Source organism: uncultured Caulobacter sp. (assembly GCF_937900395.1).
Lineage (GTDB): Bacteria > Pseudomonadota > Alphaproteobacteria > Caulobacterales > Caulobacteraceae > Caulobacter.
The window spans coordinates 15851-35560 of sequence record NZ_CALCDX010000152.1 but is presented as its reverse complement, the minus strand read 5'-3'; the positions used below and the strand labels follow the sequence as shown (position 1 = coordinate 35560).

Here is a 19710-nt window from a genome sequence, read left to right as displayed (position 1 = left end):
AGCCTGGAAAGCCCATGAAGACGCTGCTCGCTTCCGCCGCCGTGGCGGTTCTTGTCGCCGCCACCCCCGCGCTCGCCGCCGCTCCCGCGAAGGCGCCGCCCGCCAAGGCGGCCAAGGTCACCGGCGCATCGGCCGTGAACCTGCCGGTCGTCGACATCCCCCACACGACGTTCAAGCTGGCGAACGGCCTGACCGTGATCGTGCACGAGGACCACAAGGCGCCGATCGTCGCGGTTAACGTCTGGTACCACGTCGGCTCCAAGAACGAGCCCGCGGGCAAGACCGGCTTCGCCCACCTGTTCGAGCACCTGATGTTCAACGGCTCGGAGCATTTCAACGACGATTGGTTCAAGGCGCTGGAAAAGCTGGGCGCCACCGACATGAACGGGACGACGAACCAGGATCGCACCAACTATTTCCAGAACGTCCCGACCTCGGCCCTGGACCAGGTGCTGTGGCTGGAAAGCGACCGGATGGGCTGGCTGGTCAACGCCATCGACAAGGCCAAGCTCGATGAGCAGCGCGGCGTCGTCCAGAACGAGAAGCGCCAGGGCGAGAACCAGCCCTACGGCCAGGTCTGGGACGTCATCACCGACAGCACCTATGCCAAGGACCATCCGTATGGCCACAGCGTCATCGGGTCGATGGCCGATCTGGACGGCGCGTCGCTGGACGACGTGAAGACCTGGTTCAAGAACTATTACGGCCCCGCCAACGCCACGCTCGTCCTGGCCGGCGACATCACCGTGGCCGAGGCCAAGGCCAAGGTCGAGAAGTACTTTGGCGACATTCCGTCGGGACCGCCGGTCGTGCGCCAGAAGGCCTGGGTCGCCAAGCGGACCGGCTCGCAGCGCGCCGAGATGCAGGACCGCGTACCGCAGGCGCGGATCTACAAGGTCTGGAATGTCCCGGGCTTCGGGACCGCCGAGGCGGACTATCTGACCCTGCTGAGCGACGTGCTGGTCTCGGACAAGACCTCGCGCCTCTACAAGCGCTTGGTGTTCACCGACCAGAGCGCGACCGCGGTCGGCGCCAGCGTCGACGACAGCGAGATCGGCGGGCAGTTCATGGTCACGCTGACGGTCAAGCCGGGCGGCGATCCGGCGGCGGTCGAGAAGGCGTTCGACGAGGAATTCCAACGCCTGCTCCGCGATGGGCCGACGCCGGAGGAAGTGGCCAAGGTCCGCACCAACAATCTCGCCAATTTCGTACGGGGCGCCGAACGCATCGGCGGCTTCGGCGGCAAGTCCGACATCCTGGCCCAGAACCAGGTCTTCCTGGGCGACGCGGCCGCCTATAAGCAAAAGCTGCAGCGCATACGCGACGCCAAGCCCGCCGATCTGGTCGGGGCGGGGCGCAAGTGGCTGACCGATGGCGACTTCACCCTGACGGTCACGCCGTTCCCGGCCTACAAGACCGCCGCCGTCGGCGCCGATCGCAAGGCGATGCCGGAGGTCGGCGCTCTGAAGGCGCCAGCCTTCGTGAAGCTGCATCGGGGCGTGCTGTCCAACGGTCTGAAGGTCGTGCTGGCCGAGCGCCATGACACGCCGCAGGTCCAGTTCAGCTTGCAGTTCGACGCGGGGCAGGCGGCCGAAGCCGCGGGCAAGGCCGGCGTCTCGAGCCTCGCGGTCGGCATGCTGACCGAGGGCACCACCAAGCGCGACAACCTGACTCTCAGCCGCGAACTGGCCCAGCTGGGCGTTTCGGTTTCGACCCGCAACGGCCTGGATTACTCGGCCGTGACCATGAACACGCTGACGGCGACCCTGGATCCGGCCCTGGCGCTCTACGCGGATATCCTCGGCAATCCGGCCTACACGCCCGAGGACCTGGCGCGCCGCAAGCGTCTGTCGATCGCCAGCATCCAGCAGGCCAAGCAGAGCCCGAACGCCATGGCTTCGCGCATCCTGCCGGTCCTGGCGTACGGCCCCGACAGTCCGTACGGCGTCCTCGCCACCGAGGCCAGCGTCGGCGCGATCACCCGCGAGGACCTCGTCGCCTACCAGAAGGCCTGGCTGAAGCCCAAGGACGCCACTCTGATCATCGTCGGCGACACCACGCTGGATCAGATCATGCCCAAGCTGGAGGCCCAGCTGGGCGGTTGGACCGGCGCGCCGGCCAAGACCAAGCCTTCCGTGACGGCGTCTCCCAGCAAGGGGGCGGTCTATCTGATCGACAAGCCCGGCGCTCAGCAGTCGATGCTGATGGTCGGCGACGTGATCCCGTCGCGAGATCCGACGGATGAGGCGGCGATCGACGTCATGAACACCCTGTTCGGCGGCGACTTCGTCTCGCGCCTGAACATGAACCTGCGCGAGGATAAGCACTGGTCGTATGGAGCCACCAGCTTCGTCCGGCCCGCGCGCGGCGCGCGCCTGTTCCAGGCCTATGCCCCGGTGCAGACCGACAAGACCGCCGAGTCTTTCGTGGAGGCCCGCAAGGAGCTGATGGGGATCATCGGCGACAAGCCGATCACGGCCGCCGAACTGGCCAAGGCCCAGAACAGCCTGACCTTGTCGCTGCCGGGCAACTGGGAAACCGGCGCGGGCGTCAGCGGATCGATCGCCGAGCTGGTCAACTACAACCTGCCGGACGGCTACTTCGACGCCTATCCCGGCGACGTGCGGGCGGTCACGCTGGACAGCGCGACGGCGGCCGCCAAGAAGGTGATCAAGCCGGACGAACTGATCTGGGTCGTGGTCGGCGACCGCGCGGTGATCGAGCCCAAGCTGAAGGCTCTGGGTCTTGATCTGCGCTTCATCGACGCCGACGGCAAGCCGGTCAAATAGCCTTAGTATCCAGGCTCGGATCGAGCGCTTCGCCAAGTCTTGGCGGGGCGCTCATCCAGCTGGCCGGGACAATCACCACAGCGTCTTGGCGGCGCGCTCGGGCCAGCCTTGGTCGTAGGCCTCGCCGCCGACCTCGCCCGCGGTGACGGCGGCCAGCATGGCGCCGGGGGAGGGGATGGTCTTCGGATCGATCTGGCTTTCAGCCTTCCAGAGACCCGAGCGCACGATGGCGCGAGCGCATTGGAAATAGGCCTCGTCGACCGTGACGATGGTCACCGTGCGGGGCGTCTTGCCGTCGACGGCGAAGCTGTCCAGCAGAGCCGGGTCGGCGCTAAGTTTGGCGCGGCCGTTGACGCGGAAGGTCGTGCCCGAGCCCGGGATCAGGAACAGCAGGGCCACGCGGGGATCGCGGACGATGTTGCGCAGACTGTCGAGGCGGTTGTTGCCGCGCCGGTCGGGCAGCATCAGCGTCTTGGGATCGGCGATGCGAACGAAGCCGGGCAGGTCGCCGCGCGGGCTGCAGTCCAGGCCTTCAGGGCCGACGGTGGCGAGGGCGACGAACGGCGAGGCCTGGATCAGGGCGGCGTAGTGCGGGGTGATGTGGTCGCTCACCTTGACGGTCGCGGCCGGCAGCGGGGCGGGCTGGTACAGCGCCTCCAGCGCCTCGATCGTGGTGATGTCCATGCCGCGTCCTCCCCGCTCGAGCTTACGGATGACGGGCGCGGCGGGCAAATCAGTTGGCGAAAGCGCGGGCGCAGGCCTCGGCGAGATGGCGCGGCGAGATCGGCTTGTCGACGACGGGCTTGAAGCGGCCCTTCAGCTGGTCGGCGTTGCCGGTGACATAGACGACCGGGATATGGCCCAACTGGTTCTGGATCGCCTCGACCGCCTCGACCCCGGTGCCGCCGACAATGCGATAGTCAGCCGTGATCAAGTCCGGAGGATGCGCGACAGCCATCGCCAAGGCGTCGGCGGGGCAATCGGCGATATCGAAACTGGTGAACCCTTGCTCCGCAAGCAGAGCCTCAACCTCAAAGGCCACGAGGATTTCATCCTCGATGATCAATACATGTCGGGCCTGTGCGTGCACGGTCATTGCCGCTGCTTTCTATCGAGTCCCAAGACATATCAATGACGCCCCGCGCTCGCGCGCCAGTCGCGTTTTCGTGATCGTGGATATCGCGCGGGTTGAGTGACTTCCAGCGCGTGGCTGCGCGGACGTGCGAACCACGCTATGGAAAGTCAAACAGACAAGAACCGCAGGAGAGCCTTCACCCATGTCCCAGCCGTTGATCCTCACCGAGAAGCGCGGCCATGTCGCCATCCTCACCCTGAACCGTCCGGAGGCGATGAACGCCCTGGGCGCGCCGGGCGACGGCGACCAGGTGGCGGCGGCCTGCGAGGCGATCAACGACGACCAGGACATCCGTTGCGTGATCCTGACGGGCGCGGGCAAGGCCTTCTCGGCCGGCGGCGACGTCAAGGCGATGAAGGCGCGCGAGGGCGCCTTCGCCGGCAATGGGGTGGCCGTGCGCGACGGCTATCGCAAGAACATCCACCGCATCGTCCGCGCCATCTACGGCCTCGAGGTCCCGTCGATCGCGGCGGTGAACGGCGCGGCGATCGGCCTGGGCTGCGACGTGGCCTGCATGACCGACATCCGCATCGCCGCCGATACGGCCAAGTTCGGCGTCACCTTCCTGAAGCTCGGTTTGATCCCCGGCGATGGCGGCGCCTGGCTGATGCCGCGCACGATCGGCATGAGCCGCGCGGCCGAGCTCTTGTTCACCGGCGATGTCATCGACGCGGCCAAGGCGGCCGAGTGGGGCCTGGTCAGCAAGGCCGTGCCGCACGCCGACCTGATGGGCGAGGCCCTGGCCCTGGCCGAGCGGATCGCGCAGCAGCCGCCGCACGCCCTGCGCATGGCCAAGAGCCTGCTCAAGCACGGCCAGACCGCCAGCTACGACACCCTGATGGAGATGAGCGCCGCCGCCCAGGCGATCGCCCACCACACCGAGGACCACATGGAAGGCGTCGAGGCGATCCTCGAAAAGCGCGCCCCGGTTTTCAAGGGCGCCTGAGCATGGGCAAGGAAGCCAGCGGCGTCTGGGGTCAGCTCTCCGACGGCGAGAGCGAGGGCAAGCTCTTGTGGGAGCCGCCGAAGCTGATCTTCCGCGGCGCCTATCGCGGCATCTACCAGGGCCACGCCCTGAAGAACGTCCGCGCCGAAGGTGACGACCTGGTGCTCAGCGACGGTACGCGCTTCACCCTGGATCCGGGCCAGGCCGACAAGTGGGTCCACGCGATCCTCAACCCGCCCTCGCGCCTCGACAAGCTGGGGGTGAAGCCGGGCATGACCGTCGTGATCGACGGCGTCGAGGACGAAGCCTTCCTCGACGAACTGGCGACGCGCGTGGAGCCGGTCGAGGCCGAGGAGGGGATCGATCTCCTGTTCCTGGCCGCCGAGGACCTAGCCGACCTCGACCGCATGGAAGACTGGAAAGGCGCCCTGGCCGACAAAGGCGCGATCTGGGTCGTCGCTCAGAAGGGCAAGGGCGCGCCGCTGAAGGACGTCGAGATTCTCGAGGCCGTGCGCGGGCTGGGTTTCACGGACACCAAGGTGTGCGCCTTCTCGGCGACCCACACGGCGCTGCGGTTCGTCAAGCGCAAGGGCGGCTAGGCTTCGCGAGGACAGGTCGCCCCTTCAATCCAGAGAGGCTCCGCGGTGGGCGATATCCGAACATTCTGGGACTGGCTTGTCGCAAACCTCGCCCGCCTGGACGAGGACGAGGTCCAGGAAGCGCTGGCGCAACGTCTGAAGGAGCTCGGCGTATCGGGCTGGGAGATGGGCGGCGGGGAAACGGATCGCTTCCTGGCCTTGTCGATAGGCTCAGCGGACGAGCTCGCAAGGGCGCGCGCCATCCTCGCGGACGCGCCGAACATGCCTGGGTGGCGGTTTCTGGCGGGCAAGCCCAGGAAGGATTGGTTCGGCTACTTCACGTGGAATGGCGTTGAGATCGACGCGAGCGCGTGGCGTTGTGTCGTCTTCGCCTATGACGACGGCATGGCGGAGATTGTCTTCATCGATCCGGCCATCCCTGATCCGCTGAAGGACGCGACACAGCAGATCCTGGAATTTGTCGTCGAGTCCGAGCTTGGACAGCTGCGCGCCCTGGAAAAGGTGTGCGGCGTCGCCGCTGAATCGGTCTCTGACGAGGTTCGCGCCGAAGACGCCATTCCCGTCTTGCGGCTGTCGGCGGCCCTTTAGGTTTTCTCGCCGCGCCGCATTCTCATTCCAAGGCCGGGATCATCGCGTGCTGCCAGCTCGCCAGCAGGCGTTTCTGCTCGGCCTCGCCGCGATAGAGGAAGTCGTACGGCAGTCCCAGTCGCACGCTGGCCTGGCAAGGGGGCGAGCTTCGGATCGCGATCCGATCGGCCAGCTTGCCGGCCGCCTTCAGCGCCAGGCCGTCGGCGAGGCCAAGGTCGTATTCGCGGCCCAGCGCCAGCTTGCGCCGGACCACTGGCGGCAACAGGGAGACCGACGCGCGCGCCAGGGCGCGGTGCAAGACCTTGGGCGCGCCGGGCGCGGCCTTGCCCGACTGGATGATCCCTAAGAACTCCTCGACGATCGGATGCGGCTCGAAGCGCGGCGCGAGCTTGTCCATCATCGCCATGAAGTCGGCCTGGGAGCTTGGCGAATGGCGCACGCCATAGAGTCGGGCGATCGGGTGGGCCTCGAGATAGAACCGCGTCTTCTCGGCCTCGCTCAGCGGCGTGACGAAGCGGTCATAGGCGTTGAGAAAGCCATAGGCGGCCGTGGCGCTGACCCAGTCCAGCAGCTCGGGGTCCAGCGCCCGATAGGCCTCGCCCTTGGGGGTGTCGCCCGACACCCGCGCGTGCATGTTGGTCACGCCCTGGATGACCCGGCGGGCGGCGGCCTGCGGGCCATAGACCCCGACCATGGCCGCGATGCCGGTCCGCTTTGAGCGTCCGATCGGATCGGCCTTGTAGCTCGAGTGGTCCCAGACGCCCGAACGGATCCGCGCGTCGGCGAACTCCAGCAGCACGGCGGCCACCCCGCCGACCGCCAGGGCGATCGGGTTCTTGTAGACGCGCCAGTGCATCGAGCCGGGCTCGAGATAGGCGGGCGCGCCCTTCGGATTGGCGTAGTCGATCTTCCAGCCCAGGTACGAGGATGGGGTGTTCATGATCTTTCTCCACTCCCGAAGAAAGGTCGGCGTTCGCGTCTTCGCAAGCAAACTGTCAGAAGCGATAGGGCGAGAGGCCCTTGGAACCCCGCCTTCCTCGCCCTCGTGGCGAGGACCCATGGCGCCGCTAGGTTCGGCGACGATCCTTCCGCGCGACGCAAGCGGAACGCTGGGCCCTAGGCACAAGGCCTAGGGAGGCTGAATGGACCGGCTGGCTAGGCTGCATTGGCGGTCAAAGGCGCGGCCTTGATCCCCGTCTTCCGCCCAAATTCCATCACCCCGTCGTCCACCTTGCCAAAGCGCAGGGTCATCAGGTCGAGGGCGTAGTTCTGGTGAGCCTTCCAGGGGGCTTTCGGCCCCTGCTTGGGGAACATGCCGATCGAGCGTGTGACGTAGCCCGACGAGAAGTCCAGCCAGGGCGCGATCGGCATGTTCGGATCGTCCGCGCGCGGGACGCAGTAGTCCGTGCGCGTGCGGTCCATGTGCTTGAGCAGGCGGCAGATGTATTCGCTGGTCAGGTCCGCCTTCAGCGTCCAGCTGGCGTTGGTGTAGCCGAACGCCGAGGCCAGGTTCGGTACGTCGCTGAACATCATGCCCTTGTAGCTGAAGGCCTTGGAGAGGTCGGCGACCTTGCCGTCGACCACGACCTCCATGCCGCCCAGCAGCTGCAGCTGCAGGCCGGTGGCGGTGACGACGACGTCGGCCTTCAGGGTCTTGCCCGACTTCAGCAAGAGGCCGTCCTCGGTGAAGGTCGCGATCTCGTCGGTGACGACCGAGCTCTGGCCGGCCTTGATCGAGTCGAAGAGGTCGGCGTCGGGCACCAAGCACAGCCGCTGGTCCCAGGGATTGTACTTCGGGGTGAAGTGGGTCGCGACGTCGTAGTCCGGGCCCAGGTGTTCGCGGACCAGGTCCAGCAGGCGCTCCTTGGTCTTTTCCGGCTTCTTGCGGGCCAGGTTGAAGAACAGCAGCTGCAGGATGACGTTCTTCCAGCGGGTGATGCCGTATGCCGTCATCGCCGGGAGCTTGGAGCGCAGCCAGTTGGCGATGCCATCCTCGGCGGGCCGCGAGACCACGTAGGTCGGCGAGCGCTGCAGCATGACGACATGGGCGGCGGTCTTGGCCATCTCCGGCACCAGGGTGACGGCGGTCGCGCCGCTGCCGATCACCACGACCTGCTTGCCGGCGTAATCGAGATCTTCGGGCCAGTGCTGCGGATGGACGATCCGGCCCTTGAAGCGCTCGGTCCCCGCGAACTCCGGCGTGTAGCCCGCCGAATAGCGGTAGTAGCCCGAGCACATGTAGAGGAAGCCGCAGGAGAACTTGACGACCTGGCCGTCACGTTCGGCCTCGACGGTCCAGGTCGCGGTCTCGCTGGACCAGCTGGCGCGCTTGACCTTGTGGTTGAAGCGGATGTGGCGGTCGACGTCGTGCTCGCGCGCGGTCTCGCGCACATAGGACAGGATCGACGGCCCGTCGGCGATCGCCTTGGCCGCCTTCCACGGCTTGAAGCTGTAGCCAAGCGTGTACATGTCGCTGTCGGAGCGGATGCCGGGATAGCGGAACAGGTCCCAGGTGCCGCCGATCGCCTCGCGGCCTTCCAGGATCGCGTAGCGCTTGCCGGGGCAGTGCTTGCGAAGGTGATAGGCCGCGCCGATCCCAGAGAGGCCGGCGCCGACAATCAGCACGTCAACGTGTTCCATCAGATTTCCGCCCCGGCTCAACGCCCGGCGGTTGATCCGACGTGGCGATAGGTGAACATTGTTCAGGAACAAAACGACCGTTTTGACCGAACGTCAACCGCCTTAGCGTCTTAGCTTGGGCGTCTCAGCTTGGGCGCCTCAGCCTGGGCGGGCCAGCGTGAGCCTCACGCGGGTTTTGATTGCGTACGGAAGGAGCGGGGGCTTAAGCGGTAACCTATGTCTCTGCGCGACTTCGGCCTTTTGGTCCTGATCTGCCTGGCCTGGGCCGGGAGCAACATCGTCTCGAAACTGGTCGTGGCGCACTGGGGCGTGCCGCCCTTGTATTACGCGGCGGTGCGTTTCGCGCTGGTGGCGGCCATCACGCTGCCCTGGCTGCTGCCCGCGCCCCGGCCGACCTGGCGGATGGTGCTGGTGGGTCTCTTGATGGGCGGCGGCAATTTCGCCCTGCTGTTCATGGGCCTGACCACCGCCTCGCCCTCGGCGGCGGCGGTCGTGATTCAACTGGGCGTGCCGTTCACGACCGTGCTGTCGGTGCTGATGCTGGGCGAGCGCATCCGCTGGCGACGCGGCGTCGGCATCGCCCTGACCCTGCTGGGCGCGGTGGTCGTGATGTGGAGCCCGCACGGCTTCGAGCTGTCGCCGGGCCTCTGGCTGATCGTGGCGGCGGCCTTCACCGGCTCGCTGGGCGCGGTGATGATGAAGCAGATCGAGGGCGTCAAACCGCTGCAGTTCCAGGCCTGGGTAGGCTTTTCCTCCCTTTGGCCGCTGGGGCTGATGAGCGCGGTCATGGAGCCCGGCCAAGTGGCGGCGGGCCTGCAGGCGGGTTGGCCGTTCATCGCGGCGGTGGTGTTTTCGGCCCTGGTGGTTTCGGTCCTGGCCCATACGGCCTATTACGGGCTGATCCAGCGCTATGAGGCCAATCTGATCGCGCCGCTGACCCTGATGACGCCGCTCTTCACGATCGGCATGGGCGTGGTGGTCACCCACGACCACTTCGATCTGCGGATGGGGGTCGGGGCGGCCCTGGCGCTGCTCGGCGTTCTGATCATCGCGCTTCGGCGGAATCAGGTCATGCCGCTGCTGATGTCGATCCGGAACCGCGTCCAATGAGCCTGTCCTTCATCGAGGCCCCGTCGCCCAACTTCGACGCCCGCAAGGCGGTGCCCGACACGGTGGTGCTGCACTACACGGGCATGGAGAGCGGCGAGGGCGCGATCGAGCGGCTGCGCGATCCCGAGGCCAAGGTCTCGGCGCACTACTGCGTCGAGGAGGACGGCCAGATCTTCCGTCTGGTGCCCGAGGAGCGCCGGGCTTGGCACGCCGGCGCGGCCTTCTGGAAGGGCGTCAAGGACATCAACTCGGCCTCGATCGGCATCGAGATCGTCAATCCCGGCCACGAGTTCGGCTACCGTCCGTTCCCCGAAGCCCAGATCGCCGCGGTGATCAACCTGCTGGCCGACGTGCGCTCGCGCTGGATGATCCCCGACAGCCGCATTCTCGGCCACTCGGATGTCGCCCCCGCGCGCAAGGTCGATCCGGGCGAGCTCTTCCCGTGGAAGCGCCTCGCCGAAAGCGGCCACGGCCTGTGGATCGAGCCGCCCCCGTCGCCCGGCGCGCCGCTGGGCCAGGGCGAGGAGGGGACCGGCGTCTTCGCGCTGCAAGCCGGGCTGACGCGCCTTGGCTTCGACTGCGCCCCGACCGGCAAGTACGACGAGTGGACCACGACCGTGGTCGCCGCCTTCCAGCGCCATTGGCTGCAGAGCCGCTTCGACGGCATCGCCGACGGCGAGACCCGGGCTCGGCTCGTGGGGCTGCTGCGCGCGGCGGCGGACTGATGCATCCGGCCAAAGCCTTCCACGTCGAGGATCGCGCGGTCCTGCTGGACTTTCTGCGGGCCCATCCGTTCGTGACCATCGCCGCCAGCGTCGGCGGCCGGCCGATGGTCGCGCAGTCGCCGGTGGTGATCCGCGAGCTGGACGGGGAGATCGCGCTCGACTTCCACCTGTCGCGCGGCAACGTCCTGACGCCGCACCTGACCCAGGGCTTCCGCGCGGTGGTCCTGGCGACCGGCCTCGACGCCTATGTCAGCCCCGACTGGTACGAGAGCGCCGACCAGGTGCCGACCTGGAACTACCAGTCCGTCGAGGCCGAGGGCTCGGTCGCCCCGCTGGATGAGGCGGAACTGATCGCGCTGCTCGACGACCTGTCGGCCCAGGAAGAAGCGCGCCTTCTGCCGAAAAAGCCCTGGACCCGCGACAAGATGAAGGCCGGCAAGTTCGAGGCCCTGCTGCGCGGGATCATGGGCGGGCGCCTGTTCGTCGAGCGGCTGGAGGGGACCTTCAAGCTGTCGCAGAACAAGGCCGACGCCGACCGTCTGGGCGCGGCGAAGGGGCTGGGCAAGCATCCGATCGCCAAGCTGATGCGGAATATCCCCTGAACCCGACTTCCCCGGCGAATGCCGGGGCCCAGATCGAACCCACGGACCGCCGCGATTTGGGCGCCGGCGATTGGCGCAAACACCCCAAACTCTCGGAATGAATCTGGGCCCCGGCATTCGCCGGGGAGGTCGGATGTTTGTTGACCTCGTGGGCGAGCGAGGCCATTGAACCCCCGGACCAGATGGTCGGGCGGTCGCGTCGTCTTCGGACGCCGAGGAAAGTCCGGGCTCCACGGTGACAAGGCGGTGGGTAACGCCCACCGGGAGCGATCCCAGGGATAGCGCCACAGAAAGCAAACCGCCTTCCTTTCGAGGACGGTAAGGGTGAAAGGGTGGGGTAAGAGCCCACCGCGGACCTGGTGACAGGGACGGCATGGCAAGCCCCGCCTGGAGCAAGACCGAATAGGGATCCCGCGTCGGCCTCGCGTCGACTAGGCCGTCACTGGCCGAGAGGATCCGGGTAGGTCGCGAGAGCCGTCCAGCAATGGCCGGCCTAGAGGAATGATCGTCGCCGTCTCTTCGGAGGCGGAACAGAACCCGGCTTACAGATCATCTGGTCCGTTTTACGCGGAGGTGGGCAGCGCCCCCTCCGTCTCGCCGCGCATCGCGGCGATCCACCTCCCACGCGAGCGGGGGAGGATGAGCGGCTTCCTCCTCACCCGTGCAACGGGGGAGGTGGCGCGCGGCCAAGCCGCGTGACGGAGGGGCGTTCTTCCCTTGCCTCCCAATGGGTTCAACTGACACCGCGGACGCCGTTCACTGAATAGTTCTGTGTATGTTCTGTTGATTAACTTCCGCTCCCAGTGGAGCGGTGGTCGGACACCTTTGAAATCTCGATGAAATGGCATTCGGTGTCATTGTGTCCCAATTCATCCCATGTTAACCCAATTGCGTCGGGGCGATGTGGCGGGTCGCCGACCGACGCGGATCTGGCGGGGTTCAACGGTCTTGTTTCTCTCGACCTTCGAGAAACAGCTCGACAGCAAGCGGCGCATCGTTGTGCCGCAGGAATTCCGCGCGGCCGTGTCCGGGATGTTCGATGGGATCTTCTGCTTTCCCTCCATCGAGGCCGACTGCCTGGAGGCGGGCGGCAAGGCCCTGTTCGACCGCTACATGGGCGTGATCGAGGAACTGCCGTTCGGCGATCCCACGCGCTCGGCGCTGGAGATCAGCGTGCTGGGCGGCATGGCCAAGCTGTCGTTTGATACAGCCGGTCGCATTACCTTGCCCGACCATTTGTGCGAAATGTGCGGCCTCACGGATTGGGTTGCTGTCGTCGGTATGGGTGAGCGTTTCCAGATTTGGTCCCGCGAGGCCTTCCAGGCCCATCGCGCGGCGCAGCGCGACCTGGCGCGCGAAGGTCTGGCCGCCCTGCGCGCCCAGCAGCGCGCCGCTCGACTGGGCGTCGTGTCGTGAGCGCCGCACCGCACATCTCGGTCCTGCTTGACGAAGTGGTTGAGGCGCTGGGCGCCGGTCCCGGTGACGTCGTCGTGGACGGCACCTTCGGCGCGGGCGGCTACACCCGCGCGGTGCTGGCCACCGGGGCCAGCGTCGTCGGCTTCGACCGCGACCCGACCGTCCGCCAATTCACCGAAGGCCTGCCCGCCGACCGCTTCCGCCTGGTCCAGGCCCGCTTCTCGGAAATGCTGGACGAGCTGGGTCCGGAGTCGGTCGACGGCGTGATGCTGGACCTCGGCGTCTCGTCGATGCAGCTCGATCAGGCCGAGCGCGGCTTCTCGTTCATGCGCGACGGTCCGCTGGACATGCGGATGGGCGACACCGGTCCGACCGCCGCCGATCTAGTCAACACCCTGGACCACGCCGAGCTGGCGAAGATCCTCTACGTCTACGGCGAGGAGCACGCCTCGCGCCGTATCGCCAGCTTCATCATCCGCCGCCGCGAGGAGAAGCCGTTCGAGCGCACGCTGGACCTGGCCGAGGTGATCGAGCGCGCCGTCGGTGGCCGCAAGGGCGCAAAGGTTCATCCGGCCACCCGCTCGTTCCAGGGCCTGCGGATCGCGGTCAATGACGAGCTGGGCGAGCTGGAGGCCGGTCTCGTCGCCGCCGAGAAGGTGCTCAAGCCGGGCGGCCGCCTGGTGGTCGTGACCTTCCACTCGCTGGAGGACCGGATCGTCAAGGCGTTCCTGGCCGAGCGGGCGGGGAAGACGCCCGGCGGCTCGCGCCACGCGCCGCCGGTCCAGGCCGGCGCGGCGCCCAGCTTCCAGCTGATCTCGAACAAGGCGATCGCGCCGGGCGAGGTCGAACTGGCCGTCAATCCGCGCGCGCGCTCGTCCAAGCTGCGCGCGGCCGTGCGCACGGCCGCTCCCGTCTGGGAGACCGCCGCATGAGCTTCATGGAGCTCTTCAATAAGCGGGTGCGGGGCTTCCGGGTCGTCGAGGTCGTGGGGCTCGGCATCCTGCTGACCCTGGTCACCGGCGTCTATCTGGCCAAGACCTTCGCCGGTCGCGAGCGCCAGGAGATCGCCCGCATCCAGCAGGAGATCGACGAAGAGGCCGTGCGAAAGCGCCTGCTGGAGGCCGAGGTCGCCCACCTGGAGCAGCCGCGCCGTATCGAGCAACTGGCGCAGATGATGCAGCTGCAACCGATCGCGGCCGACCACGAGATCACCGAAGACGCCTTGATCGACGTCGCGCGCCGTCGCGAATTGCCGCGCGCGCCGGTTACGGCGGTCCCCGAAGCCACCGACGCCTTGGCCGCCGACGCGCCCGAAGCCGTGCCGGAAGACGTTCCGCCGCCGCCTCCCGCGGGAGGCCCGCGATGAGCCTCTCGAACCTTGGCCCCGGCGGGTTCCATTCTCCGGCCTGGCGCTGGCTGGTCGAGCGCGTCTGGCGGCTGGAGCACGCCTTCGAGCGCTCGCGCGCGGCGGCCAAGCCGCAGGACGACACGCGCATCCGCATCTTCCTGGTGATGGTGTTCTTCGGCCTGTGCTTTGTCGGCGTGGGCCTGGGCGCGGGGTGGGCGGCGCTGTTCTCGAACGCCGGTCGCGGCAACGGCTACGCCCAGGGCGCCGAGGGCGCGCGCGGCGACCTGGTCGACCGCAACGGCAAGCTGCTGGCCGTCGACCTGGCCCACTACGCCCTCTATGTCGATCCGCGCGAGGTCTGGGACGCCAAGGAGACCCGCCGGGCCCTCGGGCGCGCCCTGCCGCAGGTGCCGTCCAAGCGGCTGGACAAGATCGTGTTCGGCGACCATCGCACCTTCGTCGTCGGCGGCCTGACGCCCGACGAGAAGGACGCCATCTTCAACCTCGGCCTGCCGGGCGTCTCGTTCGAGGAGCAGGAGCGGCGGATGTATCCGCTGGGCCCGACGGCCGCCCACCTGATCGGCTTCGTCGACAGCGGCGGCAAGGGCCTAGCCGGCGCCGAGCGCGCGCTGGACGATCCGATCCGCATGGCCGTCGGCGGCGACGGCGGTGGTCCGGTCCAGCTGTCGATCGACGTGCGCGTGCAGGCCGCGCTCGAGGACGAGTTGCGCAAGGCCGCCGCCGAGTTCACGCCGAAGGGCGCGGTCGGCCTGGTCACCAACGTCCACACCGGCGAGATCCTGGGCCTGGCCAGCCTGCCCGACTTCGACCCGAACAAGGCGGGCGAGGCGACCAATGAGCAGCGCCTGAACCGCGCCGCGGCCTCGGTCTACGAGATGGGCTCGACCTTCAAGGCGTTCACGGTCGCGATCGGCCTGGACACCGGCGTGGCGACTCCCGCCTCGACCTTCGACGCGCGCGAGCCGTTCAAGCTGGGCTACCGCACGATCCATGACTACCACGCGGCCAAGGCCATCCTGACCCTGGTCGAGGTGTTCAAGCACTCGTCGAACATCGGCACGGCCATGCTGGCCGAGAAGATCGGCGGCGAGCGGCTGTCGCGCTACTTCACGGCGCTGGGCCTGACCAAGCCGGCCAAGGTCGAGCTGATGGAATCCGCTCGCCCGCTGACGCCGCGCAAGTGGGACATGGACGCGGTGGCCTCCACCTCGTTCGGCCACGGCATGAACGTCAGCCCGCTCGCCCTCGCTCAAGCCATGGGCGCGCTGCTGAACGGCGGAAAGATGCTGCCGCTGACCATCAAGAAGATGCCCGACGGCGTGCGTCCGGAAGGCGCGCGGGTGCTGTCGGAAGCCACCTCGGCCGAGATGCTGAAGATCATGCGCGCCAACGTCATCCCGGGCGAGGGCGGCAGCGGCGGCAAGGCCGACGTGCCGGGCCTGTCGGTCGGCGGCAAGACCGGCACGGGCGAGAAGTACGACCCTTCGATCCGCGGCTACAACCACCAGCGCCAGGTCTCGTCATTCGCGGCGACGTTCCCGACCGACGGCCCGCTGGAGGCCGACCGCTACTTCGTCCTGATCCTGATGGACGAGCCGCATGGCACGGCCGCCTCGTACGGCTTCTCGACCGGCGGCTGGGTCGGGGCGCCGGCGGCCGGCAAGGTCATCGAACGCATCGCGCCGTTCCTCGGCGTGCAGAGAAAGCAGGACCTGGTGACCATCGCCGCTCCTACAAAGAACGCCGCTCCGGAGGCGGGCCTATGACCAAGCGTCTGTCCGAACTGTTCAACCGTCCCTTCGCCAATGACCCGGTGATCGCCGGCGTCACGGCCGACAGCCGCAAGGTCACCGCCGGCTGGCTGTTCGCGGCCCTGCCGGGCACCAAGGTCGACGGCCGCGACTTCGCGCCGGGCGCGGTCTCGCAAGGCGCGGCCGCCGTTCTCGCGCCCGAGGGCGGGCTGGAAGGTCTCGGCGTGCCGGTGGTGCGCTCGGAGGACGCCCGCCGCGCCTACGCCCTGGCCTCGGCGGCGTTCTGGGGCAAGCAGCCTGACATGTGCGTGGCCGTCACCGGCACCAACGGCAAGACCTCGGTCGCCGGCTTCTGCCGCCAGATCTTCGCCAAGCTGGGCCACAAGGCCGCCAGCATGGGCACGCTGGGCGTGGTGGTCAGCGAGGCGGGCCAACCCGACCAGCAGCTGACGCCGCCTGGCCTGACCACGCCGGATGCCGGCGACGTCGCCGAGATGATCGCGCGTCTCGCCGACATGGGCGTCACCCACCTGGCGCTGGAGGCCAGCTCGCACGGCGTCGACCAGCGCCGCGTGGACGGCGTGAAGCTGCGCGCCGCCGGCTTCACCAACTTCACCCAGGACCACCTCGACTATCACGGCTCCATGGAGGCCTACCGCGCCGCCAAGCTGCGCCTGTTCGACACGCTGACCCCCGCCGGCGCGATGGCCGTGCTGAACGCCGACAGCGAGGCCTTCCCGACCTTCGCCTCGACAGCCGTGACCTCGGGGCAAAGCGTGTTCTCGGTCGGCGAGGACGGCCAGGGCCTGCGCCTGGTCTCGCGCACCCCGACACCGGCCGGCCAGGACCTGGTGGTCGAAGCCGATGGCGTGACCTACGAGATCCGCCTGCCGCTGGCCGGCGCCTTCCAAGCCTCGAACGTGCTGGTCGCCGCCGGCCTGTGCGTCGCCGCCGGCGAGGACGTCGGCAAGGTCCTCAAGGCGCTGGAGAGCCTGGAAGGCGCCGCTGGGCGTCTGCAGCGCGTCGGGCGCGGCCCCAAGGGCGGCGAGGCCTATGTCGATTACGCCCATACGCCGGACGGCCTGCAGACCGTGCTCGAAGCCCTGCGTCCGCACACGCGCGGCAAGCTGATCGCCGTGTTCGGCGCGGGCGGCGACCGCGACCGGGGCAAGCGCCCGCTGATGGGCGCGATCGGCGCCAAGCTCGCGGACATCGCCATCGTCACCGACGACAATCCGCGCTCGGAGGACCCGGCCTCGATCCGCGCCGCCATTCTCGAAGCCGCCCCGGGCGCGCGCGAGATCGGCGACCGCCGCGCCGCCATCCGCGCCGCCGTCGACCTGCTGGCCGAAGGCGACGTGCTGGTCGTGGCCGGCAAGGGGCACGAACAAGGCCAGATCGTCGCCGGCGTCGTGCATCCGTTCGACGACGTCGCCGAGACCCTCGCGGCTCTGGAGGGCGAGCATGTCTGACGCCCTCTGGACCGCTGACGAGATCGCCCAGGCGGTCGGCGGCCAGGTCGCCGGCGACTTCATCGCGACCGGCGTCTCGATCGACACGCGCAGCGTGGAGAAGGGCGACCTTTTCGTGCCGCTGGTCGGCGCGCGCGACGGTCACGACTTCGTGCCGCAAGCCGTGGTCAACGGCGCGGCTGGCGTCTTGGCCGCCAAGCCGGTCGACGCCCCGGCCGTCATGGTCGCCGACACCTTCAAGGCGCTGGAGGCCCTGGGCGTCGCCGCCCGCGATCGTGCGCCCCAGTGCAAGCGCGGCGCGGTGACCGGCTCGGTCGGCAAGACCAGCGTCACCCGCGCGGTCGAGGCGGGCCTGCGCCTGGCCGGCAAGGCCCACGCCTCGGTCAAGAGCTACAACAACCACATTGGCGTGCCGCTGACCCTGGCGCGGATGCCGCGCGACACCCAGCGGGCGGTGTTCGAGATCGGCATGAACCACGCCGACGAGATCGTCCCGCTGTCGGGCTTCGTTCAGCCGCACGCGGTGGCGATCACCACGGTCGGCCCGGTGCACATCGAGAACTTCCCGGACGGCGAGGCGGGCGTCGCCCGCGCCAAGGCCGAGATCTTCGCGGGCCTCCAGCCTGGCGGGATCGCGGTGCTGAACGCCGACAACCGCTGGTTCGAGTTCCTGAAGGGCGAGGCCGAGAAGGTCGGCGCCACCGTCTGGAGCTTCGGGTCTTCCCCCGACTGCACGGCCCAGTTGGTCTCTTTTTCCTCCGACCTTCCCGGCGAAGGCCGGGATCCAGATGACAAGGCGGCGAGCGCTCAGGATGGATCTGGGCCCCGGCATTCGCCGGGGAAGTCGGTGGTTAAAGCCGTGATCAAGGGCGAGCCCGTCGAGTTCTCCTTGCTCCAGACCGGAGTCCACTGGGGTCCCAACAGCCTGTGCGTGCTGCTGATGCTCGAAGCGTTGGACGTGCCGCGCCAGACGGCTCTGGCGGCCCTGGCCGCCTTCGCGCCGATCGAGGGGCGCGGGGCCGAAAAGACCGTCCGGATCGGCGGCGGGACGTTCACCCTGGTCGACGAGAGCTACAACGCCAACCCCGTCTCCATGCAGGCGGCGCTGAAGACGCTGGGCGCGCGCAAGGTCGCCGGGCGCCGGATCGTCGTCCTGACCGACATGCTCGAATTGGGCGAGGACTCCGCGCGCTTTCACGCGGAGCTTGCGGCGCCGATCGCGGCTGCAAACGTTGACATGGTTTTTCTCGCGGGCGTCCACATGAAATCGCTGTGGGAGCAGCTTCCGCCGACTCGGCGAGGCGGCTACGCGGTGGTTACCGAAAAGTTAACGGCTGAGCTGGCGGGGGCGATCCGGCCTGGCGACGTGGTGATGGTGAAGGGGTCGAACGGCTCCAAGGCGGGGCTTTTGGCCCAGGCCCTGGCGGCGCTCGATCTCGGAGAACGGGTCTGATGCTGTACTTCCTCTATGAATGGCTGGCGCGCTCGCAAGAGCATGTGCCGATGCTCAACCTGTTGAAGTACCTGACCTTCCGGTCCGGGATGGCCATGCTGACGGCCTATATCGTCGCGGTGGCCATGGGCTCGCGCTTCATCCGCTGGATGAAGACCAAGCAGGGCAAGGGTCAGCCGATCCGCACCGACGGCATCGCCCGCCACGTCACCGAAAAGGCCGGCACGCCCACCATGGGCGGCTTCATGATCCTGGCCGGCCTGTTCGCCGGCGCCCTGCTGTGGGCCGACCTGCGCAACGTCCACGTCTGGGTCGTGCTGCTGGTCACCGGCAGCTACGGCGTGCTGGGCTTCATGGACGACTACGCCAAGGTCACCAAGCAGACCACGGCCGGCCTCTCCAGCGTGCAGAAGCTGATCGCCCAGTTCATCGTGGCGATCGCGGCCACCGTGATCCTGATCCTGTTCGCGCCGAAGTCGCCGATGACGCCCGGCATGGAAACCAGCCTGATCTTCCCGATCTTCAAGGCGCTGGTGATCAATCTGGGCTGGTTCTACGTGGTCTTCGCCGCGATCACGATCGCCGGCTTCTCCAACGCCGTGAACCTGACCGACGGCCTGGACGGCCTGGCCATCGTGCCGGTGATGTTCGCCGCCTCGACCTTCGGCCTGATCGCCTACCTCGTTGGCAACTACAAGTTCGCCGACTATCTGAACCTGCACTTCGCGCCGGGCGTCGGCGAGCTGGCGGTGCTGTGCGGCGCCATCATCGGCGGGGGCATGGGCTTCCTCTGGTACAACGCCCCGCCGGCCAAGATCTTCATGGGCGACACCGGCTCGCTGGCCCTGGGCGGCGCGCTGGGCGCGATCGCCGTCTGCGCCAAGCACGAACTGGTCCTGGGCATCGTCGGCGGCCTGTTCGTCGCCGAGGCGCTGAGCGTGATGATCCAGGTCGCCTACTTCAAGAAGACCGGCAAGCGGGTCTTCCTGATGGCGCCGATCCACCACCATTTCGAGAAGCTGGGCTGGCCGGAGTCCACCGTCGTGATCCGCTTCTGGATTGTGTCGATGATCCTGGCCTTCGTCGGCCTCGCCACCCTGAAGCTGCGGTAGGGG

Annotated in this window: 18 protein-coding genes, 1 other RNA gene and 1 pseudogene; 16 read left to right on the top strand and 4 right to left on the bottom strand. The window is 68.0% G+C overall.

Annotated features, from left to right (window positions below; genetic code table 11):
- Nucleotides 1-14: 14 nt before the first annotated feature.
- Complete coding sequence (locus Q0379_RS12810; RefSeq protein ID WP_299009205.1) at nucleotides 15-2789, top strand: pitrilysin family protein; 2775 nt, start codon at nucleotides 15-17, stop codon at nucleotides 2787-2789.
- A 72-nt stretch (nucleotides 2790-2861) separates the two neighbouring features.
- On the opposite strand, the gene Q0379_RS12805 is transcribed toward Q0379_RS12810, so the two are convergent.
- Together Q0379_RS12805 and Q0379_RS12800 are read right to left on the bottom strand one after the other, a co-directional pair.
- The gene (locus Q0379_RS12805; RefSeq protein ID WP_299009204.1) at nucleotides 2862-3473 is read right to left on the bottom strand and encodes a pyridoxamine 5'-phosphate oxidase family protein; all 612 of its coding nucleotides are present in this window, start codon (nucleotides 3471-3473) and stop codon (nucleotides 2862-2864) included.
- A 49-nt stretch (nucleotides 3474-3522) separates the two neighbouring features.
- On the bottom strand, nucleotides 3523-3885 hold the full coding sequence (locus tag Q0379_RS12800) for a response regulator (RefSeq protein ID WP_299009203.1): 363 nt from the start codon (nucleotides 3883-3885) through the stop codon (nucleotides 3523-3525).
- Between the two features lie 181 nt (nucleotides 3886-4066).
- Here Q0379_RS12800 and Q0379_RS12795 point away from each other — a divergent pair, with 181 nt between their 5' ends.
- The 3 genes from Q0379_RS12795 to Q0379_RS12785 are packed head-to-tail and all read left to right on the top strand — an operon-like array spanning nucleotide 4067 to nucleotide 6057.
- Complete coding sequence (locus Q0379_RS12795) at nucleotides 4067-4870, top strand: crotonase/enoyl-CoA hydratase family protein (protein ID WP_299009202.1); 804 nt, start codon at nucleotides 4067-4069, stop codon at nucleotides 4868-4870.
- Nucleotides 4871-4872: 2 nt separating this feature from the next.
- A complete protein-coding gene (locus tag Q0379_RS12790) occupies nucleotides 4873-5469 on the top strand; it encodes a DUF3052 domain-containing protein (RefSeq protein ID WP_299009201.1) in 597 nt (198 codons plus the stop codon).
- A gap of 45 nt (nucleotides 5470-5514) precedes the next feature.
- On the top strand, nucleotides 5515-6057 hold the full coding sequence (locus tag Q0379_RS12785) for a hypothetical protein (protein WP_299009200.1): 543 nt from the start codon (nucleotides 5515-5517) through the stop codon (nucleotides 6055-6057).
- A 22-nt stretch (nucleotides 6058-6079) separates the two neighbouring features.
- On the opposite strand, the gene Q0379_RS12780 is transcribed toward Q0379_RS12785, so the two are convergent.
- Together Q0379_RS12780 and Q0379_RS12775 are read right to left on the bottom strand one after the other, a co-directional pair.
- Nucleotides 6080-6997: an oxygenase MpaB family protein gene (locus Q0379_RS12780; protein WP_299009199.1), complete on the bottom strand. Its 918-nt coding sequence runs from the start codon at nucleotides 6995-6997 to the stop codon at nucleotides 6080-6082.
- Nucleotides 6998-7212: 215 nt separating this feature from the next.
- Nucleotides 7213-8718: an NAD(P)/FAD-dependent oxidoreductase gene (locus Q0379_RS12775; RefSeq protein WP_299009196.1), complete on the bottom strand. Its 1506-nt coding sequence runs from the start codon at nucleotides 8716-8718 to the stop codon at nucleotides 7213-7215.
- A gap of 195 nt (nucleotides 8719-8913) precedes the next feature.
- Between Q0379_RS12775 and Q0379_RS12770 the strand changes: the two genes are divergently transcribed.
- The 12 genes and pseudogenes from Q0379_RS12770 to mraY all read left to right on the top strand — a co-directional run bounded on the left by Q0379_RS12770 (nucleotide 8914) and on the right by mraY (nucleotide 19707).
- Complete coding sequence (locus Q0379_RS12770) at nucleotides 8914-9807, top strand: DMT family transporter (RefSeq protein ID WP_299009194.1); 894 nt, start codon at nucleotides 8914-8916, stop codon at nucleotides 9805-9807.
- Entirely contained in the window at nucleotides 9804-10532 is a 729-nt protein-coding gene (locus tag Q0379_RS12765; RefSeq protein ID WP_299009192.1) for an N-acetylmuramoyl-L-alanine amidase, read from the top strand. Before Q0379_RS12770 ends, Q0379_RS12765 begins: the two co-directional genes overlap by 4 nt.
- The gene (locus tag Q0379_RS12760) at nucleotides 10532-11134 is read left to right on the top strand and encodes an FMN-binding negative transcriptional regulator (protein ID WP_299009189.1); all 603 of its coding nucleotides are present in this window, start codon (nucleotides 10532-10534) and stop codon (nucleotides 11132-11134) included. Before Q0379_RS12765 ends, Q0379_RS12760 begins: the two co-directional genes overlap by 1 nt.
- 178 nt (nucleotides 11135-11312) lie before the next feature.
- An RNA gene (rnpB, locus tag Q0379_RS12755) (RNase P RNA component class A) lies at nucleotides 11313-11695 on the top strand.
- Between the two features lie 18 nt (nucleotides 11696-11713).
- Nucleotides 11714-11897 (top strand): annotated as a pseudogene (locus tag Q0379_RS12750) (hypothetical protein); the annotation flags it as partial.
- A 185-nt stretch (nucleotides 11898-12082) separates the two neighbouring features.
- A complete protein-coding gene (locus tag Q0379_RS12745) occupies nucleotides 12083-12550 on the top strand; it encodes a division/cell wall cluster transcriptional repressor MraZ (RefSeq protein ID WP_299009187.1) in 468 nt (155 codons plus the stop codon).
- A complete protein-coding gene (gene rsmH, locus Q0379_RS12740; protein WP_299009185.1) occupies nucleotides 12547-13482 on the top strand; it encodes a 16S rRNA (cytosine(1402)-N(4))-methyltransferase RsmH in 936 nt (311 codons plus the stop codon). Before Q0379_RS12745 ends, rsmH begins: the two co-directional genes overlap by 4 nt.
- On the top strand, nucleotides 13479-13916 hold the full coding sequence (locus Q0379_RS12735; protein WP_299009183.1) for a cell division protein: 438 nt from the start codon (nucleotides 13479-13481) through the stop codon (nucleotides 13914-13916). Before rsmH ends, Q0379_RS12735 begins: the two co-directional genes overlap by 4 nt.
- Nucleotides 13913-15685: a penicillin-binding protein 2 gene (locus Q0379_RS12730; protein WP_299009181.1), complete on the top strand. Its 1773-nt coding sequence runs from the start codon at nucleotides 13913-13915 to the stop codon at nucleotides 15683-15685. Before Q0379_RS12735 ends, Q0379_RS12730 begins: the two co-directional genes overlap by 4 nt.
- Nucleotides 15682-17142: a UDP-N-acetylmuramoyl-L-alanyl-D-glutamate--2,6-diaminopimelate ligase gene (locus tag Q0379_RS12725; protein WP_299009179.1), complete on the top strand. Its 1461-nt coding sequence runs from the start codon at nucleotides 15682-15684 to the stop codon at nucleotides 17140-17142. The genes Q0379_RS12730 and Q0379_RS12725 overlap by 4 nt, the downstream gene beginning before the upstream one ends.
- A complete protein-coding gene (gene murF, locus Q0379_RS12720; RefSeq protein ID WP_299009174.1) occupies nucleotides 17135-18595 on the top strand; it encodes a UDP-N-acetylmuramoyl-tripeptide--D-alanyl-D-alanine ligase in 1461 nt (486 codons plus the stop codon). Before Q0379_RS12725 ends, murF begins: the two co-directional genes overlap by 8 nt.
- The gene (gene mraY / locus Q0379_RS12715) at nucleotides 18595-19707 is read left to right on the top strand and encodes a phospho-N-acetylmuramoyl-pentapeptide-transferase (RefSeq protein WP_299009171.1); all 1113 of its coding nucleotides are present in this window, start codon (nucleotides 18595-18597) and stop codon (nucleotides 19705-19707) included. The genes murF and mraY overlap by 1 nt, the downstream gene beginning before the upstream one ends.
- The last annotated feature ends 3 nt before the right edge of the window (nucleotides 19708-19710 follow it).

Coding starts and splice junctions, on each gene's coding strand:
- Q0379_RS12725 (WP_299009179.1), top strand. CDS start 15,682: ATGACCAAGCGTCTGTCCGAACTGTTCAACCGTCCCTTCGCCAATGAC.
- Q0379_RS12735 (WP_299009183.1), top strand. CDS start 13,479: ATGAGCTTCATGGAGCTCTTCAATAAGCGGGTGCGGGGCTTCCGGGTC.
- Q0379_RS12765 (WP_299009192.1), top strand. CDS start 9,804: ATGAGCCTGTCCTTCATCGAGGCCCCGTCGCCCAACTTCGACGCCCGC.
- Q0379_RS12730 (WP_299009181.1), top strand. CDS start 13,913: ATGAGCCTCTCGAACCTTGGCCCCGGCGGGTTCCATTCTCCGGCCTGG.
- Q0379_RS12805 (WP_299009204.1), bottom strand. CDS start 3,473: ATGGACATCACCACGATCGAGGCGCTGGAGGCGCTGTACCAGCCCGCC.
- Q0379_RS12760 (WP_299009189.1), top strand. CDS start 10,532: ATGCATCCGGCCAAAGCCTTCCACGTCGAGGATCGCGCGGTCCTGCTG.
- Q0379_RS12770 (WP_299009194.1), top strand. CDS start 8,914: ATGTCTCTGCGCGACTTCGGCCTTTTGGTCCTGATCTGCCTGGCCTGG.
- Q0379_RS12795 (WP_299009202.1), top strand. CDS start 4,067: ATGTCCCAGCCGTTGATCCTCACCGAGAAGCGCGGCCATGTCGCCATC.
- Q0379_RS12810 (WP_299009205.1), top strand. CDS start 15: ATGAAGACGCTGCTCGCTTCCGCCGCCGTGGCGGTTCTTGTCGCCGCC.
- mraY (WP_299009171.1), top strand. CDS start 18,595: ATGCTGTACTTCCTCTATGAATGGCTGGCGCGCTCGCAAGAGCATGTG.
- Q0379_RS12780 (WP_299009199.1), bottom strand. CDS start 6,997: ATGAACACCCCATCCTCGTACCTGGGCTGGAAGATCGACTACGCCAAT.
- Q0379_RS12800 (WP_299009203.1), bottom strand. CDS start 3,885: ATGACCGTGCACGCACAGGCCCGACATGTATTGATCATCGAGGATGAA.
- Q0379_RS12790 (WP_299009201.1), top strand. CDS start 4,873: ATGGGCAAGGAAGCCAGCGGCGTCTGGGGTCAGCTCTCCGACGGCGAG.
- murF (WP_299009174.1), top strand. CDS start 17,135: ATGTCTGACGCCCTCTGGACCGCTGACGAGATCGCCCAGGCGGTCGGC.